Source organism: Microcystis ichthyoblabe FBCC-A1114 (genome assembly GCF_050500245.1).
Lineage (GTDB): Bacteria > Cyanobacteriota > Cyanobacteriia > Cyanobacteriales > Microcystaceae > Microcystis > Microcystis ichthyoblabe_A.
Window position 1 is genome coordinate 2,822,625 of record NZ_CP191408.1, and the last position, 17,050, is coordinate 2,839,674.

The window sequence follows — 17,050 nt, forward strand, 5'->3', positions numbered from 1 at the left end:
ATTAATCCTTGTTTGTCATTACTTCAGCCAATTTTCTCGACGCTATTCCGGGGAAGTGACTTCATTAACCTTAGAAACCAAGACATTTAATTGAAAAGGTCGCCCCATTTCCTTAGTAATAAATTCTTCCAACAATTCTACCTGTCTGGGGGTAATACTTTCCGCAGTTCTTACGACTAATCTCACCCGGGGAGGCTGCTTGAGCCAATTAATCGAAGATTCCAATAATTCTGCCCGTTGAAAAGTAATCGTTCGTTGTAATAAAGCTTTTTTGATCAGCCTTTCTAAGCGAGCTTGATTAGCCAGAGTTGCAAAACTTATTCCTAAGGGAATTAGCAAAACCGCTGTCAGGATAGAAGTCAAAATTAGAGCGTTACGCGCCCGATGAAAACTAGAATAACCTGCCAGCAAAAAGACCAACAAACAGGCGAGAGCAATGCCTAATAAATTGGTAATATATAACAGAGTCGCCCCCAAACTTAGGATCCAATTGCCTTGGGATAATCCTAAACCAATCGTGCAAACTGGTGGCATTAAAGCCACGGCGATTGCTGTTCCCGCTAAAGTACCTGAAATTTTCGGTTCTATTTTGGCATAACCACTGATTGCCCCTGCCGTAATTGCCACTCCTAAATCTAAAAGATTCGGTTGAGAACGGGCTTGAATTTCACTACCAAATTCAGAAATTCCGATTAATAATCCTAGCAACCAAGCTATCGCTAAAGCGATAATCGTACCAACTAAAATCGCCAGGGCTGACTTACGAATTAATCGCCAACTACCAATTAAACCACCAAAAGCCAGACTACGAATCGGCAACATCAAAGGGGCAATAATCATCGCTCCAATAATCACGGCTGCACTATTGGCAACTAAGCCAAAGGTAGCGATCGCACAAGAACTAACAATCAAAGCTAGATAGGGAAAATCGAGGGACGCTTCTAACCATAAATCGCGCCACATGGCCCGCGATTGTTGCCAGGTCAAGGGTTTTCTTGAGAACCACGAGTGGGGCCGTTCTTTTCTCGTCATTGTGCTGAGGAAGATGGACTTTTATTTTACCGAAATAACACGGGAGCATGAAAGCCATTGTCTTTTTAAGCAATGGATGAAATGCGACTTTTCTAGAGAAAGATAGACTCTCTCTCACTAGCCGAGAAATCCTTTGTCGATAGGGAAGATATAGGAAAAGAACAATTAGCGATCTTTGAAAAGAGGGCGAACGAGGGGACTCGAACCCCCGAGTGGTGGAACCACAATCCACTGCCTTAACCACTTGGCTACGCTCGCCGTACACTTTTCCAAGTATAACACAAGACGAATGGTTGACAAGAGGTTTTTTATCCTAATTCAGGCTATGGTTAGGGTAAGTGAGTGATGATTTGAGAGCTTATGAAATTGGCGCGGTTAGGGGGAATGGTGTTAGGAGTGGTTTTAGGGGTAATTGCGGGTATATTGCTGACAACTAACCCTAATCGTCAAGATTACGAACAATACGCTTCCCAGAGGTTAACTAGCTATCTTAAGGATAATGTCTGCGCTCGGGCGCAAGCTTCCCCCGAAGTGCAAGCTCTCTTACGCGGTTACTGTAAAATGTTGGTGGATACGGGTCATCCTTTTTTACAAGAAGCGATCGCCACTAACACCACTAGAAAGAATTTTCTCATTTTCAGCGTTTATCAAACAGAATTATCGTTCCCTCCCCCTTTACCTAGTTATCAATTCAGCAGCGTCGGTTTTTTGAATAAATTATACATCTACGAAGCTTTAGAACTGTAGTCAGATAATTGAAATTTTCTGAGAGTAAATCCTGATGGTAGTGATTTTATTGTAGCTCAGTGATTGGGATTTCCTCCATTTACGGAAAAAAGCAGACTTTGCCATTCCAAAAGTACAGGAGTCGGGATAGTGAGAGCGCGGGGATTGTCTAGGGGTAGGGAAAGCTCGATCGCTTCGGTAACGGGTAGCTGCGTTAAGATATCCTGCATCTTGTATTGACCAACGTTAGCTGCGGGTGATTCTTGGGCAAAAGCATCCTCAGCCGCTAAAATTTGACCTTTAGCAGTGGTTATCGTTAATCTTTCCGGGTGAAGAAACTCAATCCCCTCTGGAAATCCCACCAAGCGCAAACTAATTTCTACCGTTTCCCCATCTTTAACTCGTTTGAATAACACCACCTGCCAAGGACTACCGACATCATCGCGCAAACTATGACGGGATTGATACAACAGCTGCCCCGGTCCTTCTAGCTGTTGTCGAGTTAGAGCTAGTGCGGACAAGGAAAAATCGATTTTAAGGCTGATAAATAGCAAAAAACTGACGAGAACACAAAATAATAACAGGAATCGTTTCATAACTTTATTGACATTAGCTAAAAAATATGATACGAGCTTCGGCACTTGAGCCAAATTAACATAATTAGGGTTTGCTGAAAAAGTTTGTTGGTGGGAGCAGGGTGTAGGGTGTAGGGTGTAGGGTGTAGGGTTTTACCGATTTTCAGGTAGTCAATTACCTAATTTTCAGGGGAAAAGTCCTGGAATTTTCCCCCTGAGTACTCCCGGTCTCGGCACTTTTGGATTTCAAAAAGGTCTAAAAGTCTTATCCCACAAGGTTTTTAGATTTATTCAGCCAACCCGAAATAAATCCTCGCCCTGCCATTGCCTTGATTCTCCCTGATAATTATGGGACTTTTTGCCCGTTACCAAAACCTCCGTCAGTGGTTTAAATCCCAACACTTCGGACGTAGCGCCACCGATAGTCGTTATGCTTTACTGGTCGCCTGTTTAATCGGAATTCTCTCCGCCCTTGCCGCTATTATCCTGAAATTGGGCATCGGTTGGTTAGGTGGTTGGCGGGTGCATCTAGTAGCCAATTCCTCTCCTTTCCTAGTTTTGCCCCTCGGCGGTTTTCTGCTTGGTTATAGCGCCGGCTGGATTGTGGAACACTTCTCCCCCGCAGCCGCCGGGGGGGGTATTCCCCAAGTAAAAGCAGCCCTAGCTAAATACCCTTTGCCCCTGTCTTGGCGCGTCGCCGTCGTAAAAATGATCGGGGCGATCCTGATCCTTGGCGGTGGTTTAACCCTTGGTCGTCGGGCCCCCACGGTACACATCGGGGCAGCCCTGGCGGCCCAATTAAGCGTCTGGCTGCCCACCAGTCCCGATCACCGTCGTCAGATGATCGCAGCCGGGGCAGCCGCCGGGTTAGCGGCCGGTTTTACTACTCCCATCGCCGGGGTCCTGTTTGTGATCGAGGAATTAATGCGCGATGTTTCCAGTATGACCCTAGAAACGGCGATCGTGGCTTCCTTTACCGGGGCCGTGGTTTCGATGATGCTGCAGAATACCCCCTCGATCATCACTGAATATGCCAATATTAGCTTCTCTGCCCAAGAAATACCCATTTATTGCCTTTTGGGGGTTTTAGCGGGCTTATTGGGGGCTTTATTCAATCAAGGCATCCTTTTTTGTAGCCAGATGCAGCGGCGTTGGCGGTTATCTTTAGCTTGGCGCATCGGTCTGGTCAGTTGCTTATCGGGAACGGTAGTGGCTTTTTTACCCGACTTTTTTCGAGATAATACCGGTTTACGCGAATTTTTGCTGGCAGGGGAATTAAGTTGGCAGAATACCGCCCTCGCTTTTGTGGTCTATTTTTTCCTGACGATGATTTCCTATAGTTCCGGCGCACCGGGAGGACTGCTCGCCCCTGCTTTGGTGTTGGGCTCCTGTTTGGGGTTTCTGGTGGGGGGAATCGAGACGAAAATTATGGGTTTCGGCAGCGAACCTAGTTATGCTTTAGCCGGTATGGGGGCCTTTTTTACGGGAGTAGTCAGGGTTCCGGTAACGGCGATCGTGATTGTCTTTGAACTGCATCACAATTTTAATGTTGTGCTGCCCCTGATGTTGACCTGTGCCGTTTCTTATATCACTGCCGAAAGCATTCTACCCGGTTCTCTCTATCAGCATTTACTTTCCGCTAGTGGTATTATTCTCAACGAGGAAACCCCTGCTAATGATGTGTTGGCCCATCTGTCGGCTATAGATGTGATGCAATCGCAGGTGGAAATTCTGCCGGCGGATTTACCCCTAGGGGAAGTGGTGAAAATTATGTCCCGTTCCCATCATCGCGGTTTTCCCGTGGTGGAACAGGGGCGACTATTGGGGATTTTTACCCAAAGTGATCTGGATAAATGGCGATCAAAAAACAGTCAAACTGTCCTGCGGGAGATCATGACTCCCAATCCGATTACTGTAGCTCCCCAAGCAGCTTTAAGCGATGTTTTATTTCTGTTAAATCGCTATCAGCTTTCCCGTTTACCCGTTACCGATGGTCAAAAACTGGTGGGGATCATCACCCGCACCGATATTATCCGGGTGGAAGCCGATCAATTGGGGGGGGTTTGTCAACTGCCTCAACCCACTACCCCTTCCTATGTGGTTTATCAAACTCGTTCTCCGGCTGTGGGAATAGGCCGGATTTTGTTACCTATTGCCAATCCCGACACCGCTACCGCTTTGTTTAAAATTGCCGCTGCTGTCGCCCGTGAACGCAATTATGAGATAGATTGTCTCTATGTGATTACTGTACCTCGTCTTAGTTCTCCGGCGGAAGTCCGGGTAGATACGCGGGAAGGACGCAAATTACTTCATCGTCTGGAAAGATTAGCGCGACAGCAGAATATCTCTGTTCATACACAAATTTCGGTGGCTCAGGATATCGCCGACGGGATTTTAGCCACGATTCGCGAACGACACAGCAATTTATTAATTATGGGTTGGACGGGGGAAAGATCCACCACTGGGGCGATTTTTGGGTTTTTAGTCGATACTTTGATCGCCCAAGCTCCCTGTGAAACCATTTTGGTAAAATTGGGTACAAAGGATTGTTTTCCCAATGATCCTAACCGGGAAAGGATTTGGCTGATTCCCACCGCCGGCGGTCCCAATGCCGAACGCGCCTTAGCATTATTGCCTAGTTTGCTGTCCTTGTCCGAGTCTTCGGATTATCCCAAACTTTGGTTATGTAAAATCTATTCTCCGACGGAGTTACTGCCAGATCTGTCTATTTTGGAAGTTTTACAAGCATCTTTACAGAAAGCGATCGCACAGCCGATTGTGCCTTTACCGATTCCTTCGGCCTCTCCAGCTGAGGCAATAATTAATCTGGTGGAATCGGAAGACTGTTCTTTGGTGCTTTTGGGTGCATCTAGGGAAAGTTTGCTCAATCAGTTATTAAATGGCAATATCCCCTCGACGATTGCCCGTGCGGTTAATTGCACTGTGATTCTCGTGCGAGGGGAATTATCAGATTAGGTTATTAGCTAGGCGGAAGCTAAAGTTAAACCGAAGGGTACGGTATTGTCAATTTTCGCCCCTTGACTTTCCCCTAGGGAATGGGGGTAGAATATTTCCCCCTCTAGTTGACCGTCGGAGTCATCGTCATCCCCATCGCTGATATAAAGGCGTTCACAGGGGATATTATCGGAAAGGATGGCACTGGCCATCATCCCGGTATGAATCTCTAAGAAAGCATCCGCTAGGGTCTCAAATACTAAACGCTGCCCGGGGAAAACCACCCTTTCAAAATACCAGTTAGCAATATTGGTGATGCGAACAATTTGAATATGATTGGTCGCATTGACATAGCAACAAAGAATACTATTTTTCTTGCCGTTGGGGAGGGGATCGAGAATCTGTGCCATAGCAATTGAGGTGATCTTAAAGTGGATTTGTCATCGCTCCTTCACCCTAACATCCTTTGATCCCCGATAGTTGTAAAGATGATTACATTACTCGGATAAAAATCTACCGATAGCTTTTTCTGGTGATAGAAGGCGGTTTTTATTAAAAAATCATTAAATTTAACTAATGCCTAGTTTTGGCTATTTGTCAAGGGGGTAACTGCGCTTTTTTGCTGTTTTTCTCAATTTTTTGCCCAGCTATTTAGGGTCAATCCTAATTTTCAGGGAAAAAGTACCTGAATTTTCCCCCTGCTCACTCCCAGCTCTGGTATTTTTTGATTGACAAAAAGTCTAAAATTCTTACCCAACAAGGTTTTTAGATTTATTTAGCCGGCCTTAAGTATGCGCTCTCTGATTCTATCTTTTCGTCCCTGTTCGGTAACAATATCAACTACATTGTCAAGTTCACTACCGTTTAGCGGACTAAGCTGCACTGAATTTAAACTGCGTATTGAAAATTTAGTACAAATGCTCTAACTGCCTCTCCCTGCTCATAGACAGTCTTAACGAGTAATTTAGATAGTCAACAGCTTACCACCTAAACTCGGTAGCTGGAAAAAGGTTAATTGTCTCAGTTGCTGATTTTAGCCTCTAGATTAATCATCGAGAATTGAGCAAGCGATCGCATTTATGATCTGATTTTAATTTATTGAGGGTCAGTAAGAATAGCGATAATTGACATTTCTTAATATCTTATCTCCGACCACTGATAATTAACATTAAGATAGAAAAAAACTTTCTAAAATCTGCTTAGATAAAGATAAATATTGACATTTGCCGTTAAATTAGTCAGCTTATCGCGCCAAATTTGCTAACCATGCCTTCCAGCAATCAAACCCCAGAAAACCAATCGCGTGAACTGATTGACGAAAAATTGCGTCAAGCGGGATGGTCTGTCCAAGATAAAAAAGAAATCCACTTCAATACCAGTTTAGGGGTGGCTATCAGGGAATATCGAACCGATACTGGATTCGCTGATTATGTCCTGTTTGTGGATAGAGAACCCGTCGGTATTATTGAGGCCAAACGAGAGGAAAAAGGCTTCTGTTTAACGGTGGCGGAGGAACAATCAAACAAATACGCTAATAGTAGGCTGAAATATATCAATAACCGGCCCCTTAACTTTATTTACGAAAGCACAGGCAAGCTGACGCGCTTTACCAATCGCCGCGACCCGAAACCTCGTTCCCGTCTTGTTTTTTCCTTTCACCGACCGGAAACCCTGCAAGAATGGCAAGATAAACCCAAAAGCTTGCGGGATAAACTGCAAGATATTCCCCCCCTTGACCCGAATGGACTGAGAGAATGTCAAATTAAAGCTATTACCAACTTAGAAGCCTCCTTTAAGCGAAATTTTCCCCGGGCCTTGCTGCAGATGGCCACGGGAAGCGGCAAAACCTTCACCGCTATTACCGCTATTTATCGCCTCCTAAAGTTTGCCGATGCCAAACGGGTGTTATTTCTAGTCGATACCAAAAACTTAGGAGAACAAGCTGAAGGGGAGTTTATGAATTTTGTTCCTAATGATGATAACCGAAAATTTACCGAACTTTACAACGTTCAGCGATTATCCTCCAGTTATCTGGCCAAAGATGCTCAGGTCTGCATCTCAACCATTCAAAGACTGTATTCTATCCTTAAAGGCGAAAGTCTCGATGAGGCTGCCGAACAAACCAACCCAAATGAATTAGTACAAGGGAAACAACCCGTCTCCGTGGTCTATAATCCGAAAGTTCCTCTTGAATTCTTCGATTTTATCGTCATCGATGAGTGTCATCGCTCGATTTACAACGTTTGGCAACAGGTTTTATTATATTTCGACGCTTTTCTGATTGGTTTAACCGCCACTCCCGACGTGCGGACATTTGCCTTTTTCCATGAAAATGTGGTTAGTGAATACAGCTACAAACAAGCGGTAATGGACGGCGTAAACGTAGATTATCAAGTCTATATTATTGAAACGGAGATAACCAAGAATGGCGGGCGTATTCTCAGGGAATACATCGAAAAAAGGGAAAAATTAACCCGTGAAAAACGCTGGGTACAACCGGACGAGGATATTGTCTATACCGGCAAGCAACTTGACCGAGATGTGGTCAATCCCAGCCAAATACGCCAAATTATCCGCACCTTTCGCGATAAACTGCCAGAATTATTTCCCCATCGCCAAGAAGTCCCGAAAACCCTGATTTTTGCCAAGGATGACAGCCATGCTGACGATATTATTCAGATAGTCCGGGAAGAATTTAGCGAAGGGAACGATTTTTGCAAAAAAGTTACCTATAAATCGCCAGAAGACCCGAAATCTGTGCTTTCTCAGTTCAGAAATTATTTTAATCCCCGTATCACCGTCACAGTCGATATGATTGCCACGGGAACCGATGTTAAACCCCTTGAGTGTTTAATTTTTATGCGGGATGTCAAATCTCGAAACTACTACGAACAGATGAAAGGACGAGGTACACGCACCCTTGACCATGATGGTCTCAAAAAAGTCTCTCAATCGGCCCTTTCTGCCAAAACTCACTTTATTATCATCGATGCTGTCGGTGTGGAACAATCAGCCAAAACCGATAGCCGGCCTCTGGAAAGAAAATCCAGTGTCCCCTTAAAAGACCTGATGATGGGCATTATGATGGGAACAGACGATAGCGATGCCTATATCTCCCTAGCCTGTCGTTTTGCGCGATTAGAACGACAAATCACGCCAAAAGAAGCTGAAAAGATAAAAGAAATCACCGGAGGGGCAACTTTGGGAGATATGGCCAAAGCCCTGCTTAATGCCACAGACCCCGATAATATTGAGGATAGGGCCAAAGAAACCTATCAAACCACAAATCCGACCCCAGAACAGTTAAAAGCGGCGGAAAAAGCCCTTACTCGTGCAGCTGCTGGCTATTTGACTGGGGAATTGAGTCATTACCTTGAGAATGTGCGGAAAGTACACGAACAGTACATAGATACTCAGAATCTGGATAGGGTGACATTCTCAGGATGGAGTGAAGCGCAACGGATAGACAATCAAGCCCTAATAAATGACTTTACAGCCTTTATTGAGGCAAATAAGGACGAAATCACCGCCCTGCGTATCCTCTATAACCTGCCCTATCAACAGCGTCCCGTCACCTATAAAATGGTCAAGGAAGTCTTAGATATTCTCAAAAAAGACCGCCCCAACCTAGCGCCGGTGAGGGTATGGGCAGCCTATCAACAGATAGAAGCGGTGCCAAGCAATCCCACCAGTGAGTTAACGGCGTTAATTGCCCTAATCCGGCGTGTTATTGGCTTAGATGAGGTTTTAACCCCCCATGAAAAACGCATCGATAAAGCTTTTCAAACTTGGGTTTTTCAAAAACAGGCGGGCGCATCAGTAAAATTCAATCAAGAACAGATGCAATGGCTACGGGCCATCAAGGAACATATTATCAGTTCTTTTGCCTTAGAGCGAGAGGATTTGGACTATACCCCTTTTGATAGTATGGGGGGAATCGGTAAACTCCATCAGCTTTTTGGCGATGAGATGGAGGCTATTATCGAGGAATTAAACACCGCTTTAGTGGCATAAAATACGAAATCAAAAGGACTCCTAAATCATGAAACATAAAATCATTCTCTATCAATCCGAAGAAGGCTGCATCGTCTGTTGTCCGGGGTTGCCCGGTTGTTGGTCCCAGGGAGAGACAGAGAAAGAAGGGTTAAGCAACATTCAAGACGCAATTACTGAATATTTGTCAGTTATTGAGGAATTATTTCCTACAAATTAAGGAGTAAATATGACCTTACAAGATGTGATGGAATTAGCCAAGCAATTATCGCCGATGGATAAAAAATGCCTCGTTGAACAGCTTTCCTCTGAACTGAAACCCGAAGAAGTTAAACCGAAAACTTTAGAGGAAATCAAAGCAATTTTAATCCTTTATAAGCCCTTTTTAATAGAGAGGTTTAAAATCCTTGAATTAGGACTTTTTGGTTCCTATGTCAGGGGAGAACAAACTAAAGATAGTGATGTGGATATTTTAGTAGAGTTTTCCCAAGTCCCCACCTTATTTGATTTAGTAGAAGTTGAGTATTTAATTAGTGATAAACTTGGTCTTCCTGTGGATTTAATTGATAAAAAATCCTTAAAAGCTGCCCTTCGTGAACAGATTCTCAATGAGACAGTTTATCTATGAAAAGGATTGTCAAAAATTATCTAGAGGATATTTTAAAATATGCTAAAATAATCCAAGAACAAACCATAAATTTATCTTTTGAGGAATTTGAACAAAATGAGGAGAGAGTTTTATCAGTGATGATGGCTTTGGCAATTATTGGGGAAGCGAGTAAAAATATTCCTGATGAGTTTCCCTGTCTCTATCCACAAATAGAATGGCGGAAAATGGCAGGAATGCGAGATAAAATTATTCATGACTATTCAGAGGTTAGATTAATCACGCTTTGGCAAACATCCCAAGACAATATCCCTGATTTAATTGCAAAAATGACAACTATTATTAATCATCAAGAGGAGTGATTTTTATTAATTATGACTGATTCAAACTCAAATTATTCAGATTTACCCCAAGGATGGAAGTGGGTAACATTAAATGATATCGCCAATATTAAATATGGGAAGAATTTAGCAATTAAAAGTTTATTAGAGAATGGAAAACATCCAGTATTTGGAGCTAATGGAATTATCGGCTATTATAATGTTTATCACTATGAAACTGAACAGGTATTAATATCCTGTAGAGGTGCTTACAGTGGAACAATTAATTATTCACCTCCTAAGTGCTTTATTACTAATAACTCTCTAGTTTTGGACATAATTAATAGAGATACTTATAAAAAGTATCTCTATTATAGCCTTCAGTCCATTGATAAAACAAAGCTTGTTACTGGAACTGCACAGCCTCAAGTAACCGTTCAAAATGCTTCTCATTTACTTGTTCCCCTCCCTCCCCTACCTGAACAACATCGAATTGTCGAGAAAATTGAAGAATTATTCTCGGAATTAGATAACGGGGTTGCATCCCTGAAAAAAGCGCTAGAACAACTAAAAACCTACCGTCAAGCGGTGTTAAAATGGGCATTTGAGGGCAAATTAACCGAAAAATGGCGCAACACACATCAAGACAGTCTAGAGGATGGTGATACCCTATTAGAACAGATTAAAGCTGAAAGAAAACGCCATTATCAGCAACAATTAGAAGACTGGAAACAAGCGCTTAAAGAATGGGAAAATAACGGCAAGGAAACCAAAAAACCCACCAAACCCCAACAGCCAAAAGATTTACCTCCCCTCACCAAAGAAGAATTAAGCAATTTACCCAGTTTACCTAATGGTTGGATGTGGGTGAAATTGGGTTACATGACGATAGGAACGGAATATGGAACATCATCAAAATCACAAAAAGAAGGAAAAATTCCTGTTCTTAGAATGGGTAACATCCAAAACGGAATTATAGATTGGTCTGACCTTGTTTTTACAAGTAATGAAGACGAAATTAGACAGTACCTTCTTCAGGAGAATGATGTTCTATTTAACCGAACAAATAGTCCTGAATTAGTAGGAAAGACAGCTATATACTCAGGAAAAGTACCTGCTATTTTTGCTGGATATTTAATTAGAATTAATCAAATTAACTCTATTGTAAATGCTAAATACTTGACTTATTTTCTTAACAGCACAATAGCCAAGAATCATGGTAATAAAGTAAAAACCGATGGGGTAAATCAATCCAATATTAATGGTGAAAAATTATGTAACTATCCTTTTCCTTATATTTCCCTCCAAGAACAAACGCAAATTGTGCAAGAAATCGAGTCAAGATTATCAGTATGTGACCAATTAGAAGCCACCCTCACCGAGAACTTAGACAAAGCAGAGGCATTGCGCCAAAGCATCTTAAAACGGGCCTTTGAGGGGAAACTCGTACTATGATTAGGAATGATTAAATGAGGACTATGATTGAGGGATTGATGGGGTGATAAAGTGGTCAAAAAATCTGATACTTGTAGTAAAATCTAATCATAGCCAATCAAAAAATCACATAAATCACAGTACGGGTGGTTAGAAAAATTATGCGACCCGTAGTAAAATCTAATCATAGCCAATCAAAAAATCGTATCAAGTCAATAGCATGAGTTACGTTTCTTCTCAATATCCAGACAGCGAATTAACAGGTAAAATAATCGGTTGTGCCATGGAAGTACACCGCATACTAGGAAACGGCTTTCAGGAAAAAATCTATCAGCGCGCCTTAGCCATAGAAATGACATATCAAGGAATTTCCTTTAGTCAAGAACACGAAATGAATATCATTTATAAAGGAACACATATCGGCACAAGACGAGTTGATTTTTTCGTAGAAGGAAGGATAATGTTAGAAATCAAAGCCGTCATTAAACTTGAAGATGTTCACCTCGCACAAGCCATTAATTATATAGAAATTTATAGACTTCCCATCGGTTTACTAATTAACTTTGGCTCAAGAAGCTTAGAATTTAAACGAGTCATGAAACCAAAACCAAAACTATGATTAGGAATGATTAAATGAGGACTATGATTGAGGGATTGATGGGATGCTCAATTCAAAAACTTTTGATATTCGTAGTAAAATCTAATCATAGCCAATCAAAAAATCACATAAATCACAGTACGGATTGATGGGGTGATAAAGTGGTCAAAAAATCTGATACTTGTAGCAAAATCTAATCATAGCCAATCAAAAAATCACACAAAATATAGTACAGAAATGGCACAAGCAATTCGTCAAACCACCTTCGTTCAATCCGATGGAACAATAAAAATCGACACCCCCCAACTTCCCCAAGGGGCAAAAGTCGAAGTTATTGTCATCCTCGAAGACAATCCTCAAACCCTGTCAGCCGAAGCTTTAGCTATAGAAAGACTGCCCCAATTAGATAATCCCAGTCAATTAATTACTCTTATCCAAGCAGACCAAGAAATTGACGAAGATGAGCTAAAACAGTGGGTTGCCAATGAGCAAAGCTAAAAATCCTTATATTGTTCAAAGCGTCAAAGAATTACAAAATGACATCTCGCAATTACCGCCAAAACTGCAACAAAAATGGCAAAACTATCAAAAAATACTCGCCTTAGACCCCTATCAAACGTTAGGATTTCCTAGTCATAACTTAACAGGAAAACTCAAAGGATGTCGTGCCTTAGAAATCGATTGGAATGGAACCCCCTACCGTCTTGTTTATCGCATCCATGACAAACCTTCTCCTAAACGAGTGGTTATTCTAAGCTTTGCTGAACATGACCCTGCTTATGAAAAAGCCAAAAAACGCCAATAAAACCCTAATAAACAAACCAATGTCATGAATACCGCCTCAATTGTCTCAAAAGTTTGGAGTTTTTGTAACACCCTGCGGGATGATGGGGTCAGTTATGGGGACTACCTTGAACAACTCACCTACCTCCTATTCCTGAAAATGGCTGATGAATACGCCAAACCGCCCTATAATCCCAAAATCGGCATCCCCTTTGAATACGACTGGCAAAGTCTGCGGAGCAAACGAGGGGCCGACCTCGAAGCTCATTACCTCGGCATATTACGCGAATTAGGGCAAAAAAAAGGCTTATTAGGGCAAATCTTCACCAAAGCTCAAAATAAAATCCAAGACCCTGCCAAACTGCTCAAAATCATCACCATGATAGATGAAGAAAACTGGGTGATGATGGAAACGGATGTCAAAGGCGACATATACGAAGGACTTCTAGAAAAAAACGCCGAAGACACCAAAAGCGGTGCCGGCCAATACTTCACCCCCCGGCCCTTGATTTGGGCCATGGTAGAATGCTTGCGTCCCCAACCCATGGCAACTATTGCTGACCCTGCCTGTGGAACCGGCGGCTTTTTTCTGGCAGCCTATAACTTTTTGGTCAAAAATCATCCCTTAGACCGAGAACAGAAAGAATTTCTCAAAAAAAGCACCTTTCACGGTAATGAAATCGTCGCCAATACAAGACGCCTGGCATTGATGAATATGTTTCTGCATAATATCGGCGATATTAACGATGAGCAATGCTTTATCGCCTCCACCGATGCTCTGATTGCTCCTTCTCCCCTTAGCGTCGATTATGTCCTTGCTAATCCCCCTTTCGGCAAAAAAAGCAGCCTAACTTTCACTAATGAAGACGGGGAACAGGACCAGGAAGACTTAACCTATAATCGTCAGGATTTTTGGGCAACCACTTCTAATAAACAACTCAACTTCGTCCAGCATATTCGTTCCATGCTCAAAAGCACAGGACAAGCTGCCGTGGTTGTCCCCGATAACGTCCTTTTCGAGGGTGGCGCCGGGGAAACCGTCCGCAAACAACTATTATCAACCACCGACCTGCATACTATCCTCAGATTACCCACCGGCGTATTTTATAAACAGGGAGTGAAAGCCAACGTCATCTTTTTTGATAATAAACCCGCCGCTAAAGACCCTTGGACAAAAGCTATCTGGTTTTATGACTTTCGCACCAATATTCACTTTACCCTCAAGAAAAACCCCTTAAAACCCGACGATTTACAGGACTTCATCACCTGTTATCATCCCCAAAATCGTCATCAACGCAGCGAAACCTATTCAGAACAGAATCCCGAAGGACGTTGGCGAAAATTCACCTATAATGAGATTATCGCCAGGGATAAAACCAGCCTCGATATATTTTGGCTGAAAGATAAAAGTTTAACCGACCTTGACAACCTGCCTGACCCCGATGTGTTGGCTTTGGAGATTATGGAAAACCTCGAAGCTGGATTAGAAAGCTTTCGGACAATTGTGGACAGTTTAGAAGTCACCGAGACTTAATGCTTCCAACTTCCATGGGGGAAGGTGAGAAATTCTCGATTAATACACTTGTTCGCACCATTAATTCTACCAAAAACCCCAGAAGGGAACCGTCTATCTGGCCACAAGCGATCGAGATTTTCCGGTATTGTAAAGTTTCAATCCAATTTTGATGGTTTTGCCATTGCTATTTTAGTCCCCCAGACGGGAATCGCCCTACATAATCTTGCTAGTGGTTTTACCCTCGAATTGGGTCATCCTAACCCCATTACCCCCGCTAAACGCCCTTTTCATCTGATTATCCCCAGTTTTCTCCGTTGGGATGATGGCAATTTTGATGGGTGCGCCGATGCAACCCCAAGGCCCCCGATAAATGGCGGTAAACATGGTTAACCATCATTTCAATCCTCAAACCGCCCTTGATGCCCCTAGATGGCGATTTTTACGGGGAAACAGCGTACTTTTAGAAAGGGGTGCAGCCCCCGAATTACTGCCCGGATTAACCCCCAGAGGCCATCAGGTAGCGATCGCAGATTCCTCCCATTTTGGCAAGGGTCAAATTATCCGGCAAATTGCGAACCTCGGTCCGATGGGTTAGCTTTGGGATATTGAGATAACGAAGGCGGTCGGCAGGGTGAGATTCAACATCAAACTAGGATATCTCTACACTCTAGAAAATCAATATCTTCAGAGCCACCGAATCAAAGAGAATTAAATCAGTCAATTTTGATGATATTTTGAATGATTAATCTAAACCCAGTTTCTTGGCGAAATTTTTCCATCCTCTCTGTTTGTGAAGTCTGAAAGGTAGGCTTTTTGTTATTGGCAATGTAGGCTTTTCTAGATGAATAATCCTCTATACCATGATTTTCAATAAATACCCGAATTGTGTTTCTTAGTTGCTCTTCTCCGTCTCCTACCCACCCCGAATTTTTCCCCTTTCGTTCTTTTAATTCTACAAAAATCAAACAATTGGCATAGGTCAGCATTCCATCACAGCGTTTATCCATACCACTACCATCGACTTTTCTAATTTCAATACATTTATCAATAGCGGTAAATGTCACTTCAATTTCTTGAGAGTTTTCCACAATAGCAATCCAATCCCTGGGATTTTCTGTATCTAAATAAGCGGGAGTTTCTGGGGGAGGTGGCTGATCACAAATTCCAAATTTATGCCGAGGGGTTTGACTCTGACATTTTTTATCAAAGAAATTTATCTTCATAACTGTTCTTCGATTTCCAGTAAATCATCAAAAAGCTGATTTGTCTCTCCCAGGGAAAGATTGAGATAATTTTCATCAGAAGGTAAACCATTATATGTAGCAAGTTCTCGGATTTTTCCTTGCTCTGTTAATTCATATACAATAGCATCTTCTGCCGCTATACAAGAGGCTTTCGGGACAATTTGGTTGAGCTTTTCTTGGAGATAATCGGCGTTAGAAATCGCTGATGATAGGATTTTTTTGATAACTTTATCCGCTTTGATAGCTAGGGTTAGATCGTTGATAATATAAGGACTATGAGTAGTTAAAATTAGTTTATTTCCCTGGGTTAAATTGGCAAATTCAAATAATTTATATAAAATCTTTTTCTGCGATTGAGGAAATAGATTCTGCTCGATTTCTTCCACAATATTTACAAAACACTCGTTGCGGTATTTAGAAGATAACACTTCTAGTGCTGCCCTTTTTAGGTCATCGGAAAGATTATCATTAGAGATAATTTTCTCGATTTCCATTTTTAATCTTTTTTGCTCCTCTCCACTGAGTTCATTGCCGGAAGTTTCTTGAGTTCGATTAATCGATAAAGCAATATTTCGAGAAACGAGAAATAAAGGAACAAAAGACTGAAAACCACTGGAAGCTTCTGATAGATTTAGTTGATAATCACTACCCACAATCTTGGCCAGTCTATTGAGTTTATCAAATTCCAATTTGACCTCACCTACTGGCAAAGTCAAACTGCCAGATAATTCCTGTTGTGAGCGATCCAATTCTTCCCAGAAAGTATATAATGATTCTGGCAGTCCTTTGAGTTTTTCTGGCCATCTTACTGCACTCAAAAAGTTTCGCTCTGCTGGTACATAAATAATTTTTGGTACTCGATACTTTGAATTATCAGTACGCTCGATCGATAATTTAGCATTTTCAAAACTAATTCGATAAACATCTCCATTGTATTCAATTTGGGTTTCGGGTAAAAAGTAATTGGTTAAATTTTGGTATTGACAAAAAGATTTAACAAAACGATTATATTTAGTCACATATTTTTCCTCTAAATTTCCACGATATAGAGCTTTTTCCAACCAGCTTAATGTTGATATTAATTTAGCAATGCTACTTTTTCCAGTTCCTTGATTACCGATAAAAATCGTTACTTTCCGAACGTCGATAAAACCATCATTTTCTACTAAACCCGCCTTAATTGGACCGAAGTTTTTAACTTTAATTTGGCTCATTGTTATCCCCTTGATTGACGATGATAAATTTTGGCCAGTAATTTGTCCTGAAA

General features: G+C 42.0%; 18 protein-coding genes and 1 tRNA gene. 13 read left to right on the top strand and 6 right to left on the bottom strand.

Going from position 1 to position 17,050, the window contains the following annotated elements:
• Positions 1-42 precede the first annotated feature (42 nt).
• Positions 43-1,032, bottom strand: a complete 990-nt coding sequence (locus ACQY1Y_RS13505) for a DUF389 domain-containing protein (RefSeq protein WP_002775376.1) — start codon at positions 1,030-1,032, stop codon at positions 43-45.
• A gap of 185 nt (positions 1,033-1,217) precedes the next feature.
• Positions 1,218-1,290 (bottom strand) — tRNA-His (locus ACQY1Y_RS13510).
• A 102-nt stretch (positions 1,291-1,392) separates the two neighbouring features.
• Here ACQY1Y_RS13510 and ACQY1Y_RS13515 point away from each other — a divergent pair.
• Entirely contained in the window at positions 1,393-1,779 is a 387-nt protein-coding gene (locus ACQY1Y_RS13515; RefSeq protein ID WP_002793455.1) for a DUF4359 domain-containing protein, read from the top strand.
• A 56-nt stretch (positions 1,780-1,835) separates the two neighbouring features.
• Here ACQY1Y_RS13515 and ACQY1Y_RS13520 read toward each other — a convergent pair whose 3' ends face one another.
• Positions 1,836-2,354, bottom strand: a complete 519-nt coding sequence (locus tag ACQY1Y_RS13520; protein ID WP_043998323.1) for a DUF3122 domain-containing protein — start codon at positions 2,352-2,354, stop codon at positions 1,836-1,838.
• A 327-nt stretch (positions 2,355-2,681) separates the two neighbouring features.
• Between ACQY1Y_RS13520 and ACQY1Y_RS13525 the strand changes: the two genes are divergently transcribed.
• Complete coding sequence (locus tag ACQY1Y_RS13525; protein WP_430012940.1) at positions 2,682-5,309, top strand: chloride channel protein; 2,628 nt, start codon at positions 2,682-2,684, stop codon at positions 5,307-5,309.
• Positions 5,310-5,317: 8 nt separating this feature from the next.
• Here the strand turns inward: ACQY1Y_RS13525 and ACQY1Y_RS13530 are convergent, their stop codons facing one another.
• A complete protein-coding gene (locus ACQY1Y_RS13530) occupies positions 5,318-5,698 on the bottom strand; it encodes a DUF1830 domain-containing protein (RefSeq protein WP_002733612.1) in 381 nt (126 codons plus the stop codon).
• An 856-nt stretch (positions 5,699-6,554) separates the two neighbouring features.
• On the opposite strand from ACQY1Y_RS13530, the gene ACQY1Y_RS13535 reads away from it, so the two are divergent.
• From ACQY1Y_RS13535 to ACQY1Y_RS13585, 11 genes are all read left to right on the top strand, one after another.
• The gene (locus tag ACQY1Y_RS13535) at positions 6,555-9,302 is read left to right on the top strand and encodes a type I restriction-modification enzyme R subunit C-terminal domain-containing protein (RefSeq protein ID WP_430012941.1); all 2,748 of its coding nucleotides are present in this window, start codon (positions 6,555-6,557) and stop codon (positions 9,300-9,302) included.
• 28 nt (positions 9,303-9,330) lie between these two features.
• Positions 9,331-9,501, top strand: coding sequence for a type II toxin-antitoxin system HicB family antitoxin (locus tag ACQY1Y_RS13540; protein ID WP_430012942.1), 171 nt, complete (start codon positions 9,331-9,333; stop codon positions 9,499-9,501).
• Positions 9,502-9,510: 9 nt separating this feature from the next.
• Complete coding sequence (locus ACQY1Y_RS13545) at positions 9,511-9,909, top strand: nucleotidyltransferase family protein (RefSeq protein ID WP_430012943.1); 399 nt, start codon at positions 9,511-9,513, stop codon at positions 9,907-9,909.
• On the top strand, positions 9,906-10,250 hold the full coding sequence (locus ACQY1Y_RS13550; protein WP_316576919.1) for a HepT-like ribonuclease domain-containing protein: 345 nt from the start codon (positions 9,906-9,908) through the stop codon (positions 10,248-10,250). The genes ACQY1Y_RS13545 and ACQY1Y_RS13550 overlap by 4 nt, the downstream gene beginning before the upstream one ends.
• A 12-nt stretch (positions 10,251-10,262) precedes the next feature.
• Complete coding sequence (locus tag ACQY1Y_RS13555) at positions 10,263-11,663, top strand: restriction endonuclease subunit S (protein WP_430012944.1); 1,401 nt, start codon at positions 10,263-10,265, stop codon at positions 11,661-11,663.
• Positions 11,664-11,862: 199 nt separating this feature from the next.
• Positions 11,863-12,261, top strand: a complete 399-nt coding sequence (locus ACQY1Y_RS13560; protein WP_430012945.1) for a GxxExxY protein — start codon at positions 11,863-11,865, stop codon at positions 12,259-12,261.
• Between the two features lie 216 nt (positions 12,262-12,477).
• Positions 12,478-12,738 (top strand): hypothetical protein, encoded by a 261-nt coding sequence (locus ACQY1Y_RS13565; protein ID WP_002775395.1) that lies wholly within the window; start codon positions 12,478-12,480, stop codon positions 12,736-12,738.
• Positions 12,725-13,045: a type II toxin-antitoxin system RelE family toxin gene (locus tag ACQY1Y_RS13570; RefSeq protein WP_002733533.1), complete on the top strand. Its 321-nt coding sequence runs from the start codon at positions 12,725-12,727 to the stop codon at positions 13,043-13,045. Before ACQY1Y_RS13565 ends, ACQY1Y_RS13570 begins: the two co-directional genes overlap by 14 nt.
• A 24-nt stretch (positions 13,046-13,069) precedes the next feature.
• Positions 13,070-14,557, top strand: coding sequence for an N-6 DNA methylase (locus tag ACQY1Y_RS13575; RefSeq protein ID WP_430012946.1), 1,488 nt, complete (start codon positions 13,070-13,072; stop codon positions 14,555-14,557).
• A gap of 48 nt (positions 14,558-14,605) precedes the next feature.
• Positions 14,606-14,929, top strand: a complete 324-nt coding sequence (locus tag ACQY1Y_RS13580; RefSeq protein WP_430012947.1) for a gamma-glutamyltransferase — start codon at positions 14,606-14,608, stop codon at positions 14,927-14,929.
• Complete coding sequence (locus tag ACQY1Y_RS13585; protein WP_016516397.1) at positions 14,922-15,134, top strand: gamma-glutamyltransferase; 213 nt, start codon at positions 14,922-14,924, stop codon at positions 15,132-15,134. The genes ACQY1Y_RS13580 and ACQY1Y_RS13585 overlap by 8 nt, the downstream gene beginning before the upstream one ends.
• Positions 15,135-15,252: 118 nt before the next feature.
• On the opposite strand, the gene ACQY1Y_RS13590 is transcribed toward ACQY1Y_RS13585, so the two are convergent.
• Both ACQY1Y_RS13590 and ACQY1Y_RS13595 read right to left on the bottom strand, forming a co-directional pair.
• Complete coding sequence (locus tag ACQY1Y_RS13590; RefSeq protein ID WP_190538091.1) at positions 15,253-15,762, bottom strand: hypothetical protein; 510 nt, start codon at positions 15,760-15,762, stop codon at positions 15,253-15,255.
• Positions 15,759-16,997, bottom strand: coding sequence for an AAA family ATPase (locus ACQY1Y_RS13595; protein ID WP_430012948.1), 1,239 nt, complete (start codon positions 16,995-16,997; stop codon positions 15,759-15,761). The genes ACQY1Y_RS13590 and ACQY1Y_RS13595 overlap by 4 nt, the downstream gene beginning before the upstream one ends.
• Positions 16,998-17,050: the final 53 nt, after the last annotated feature.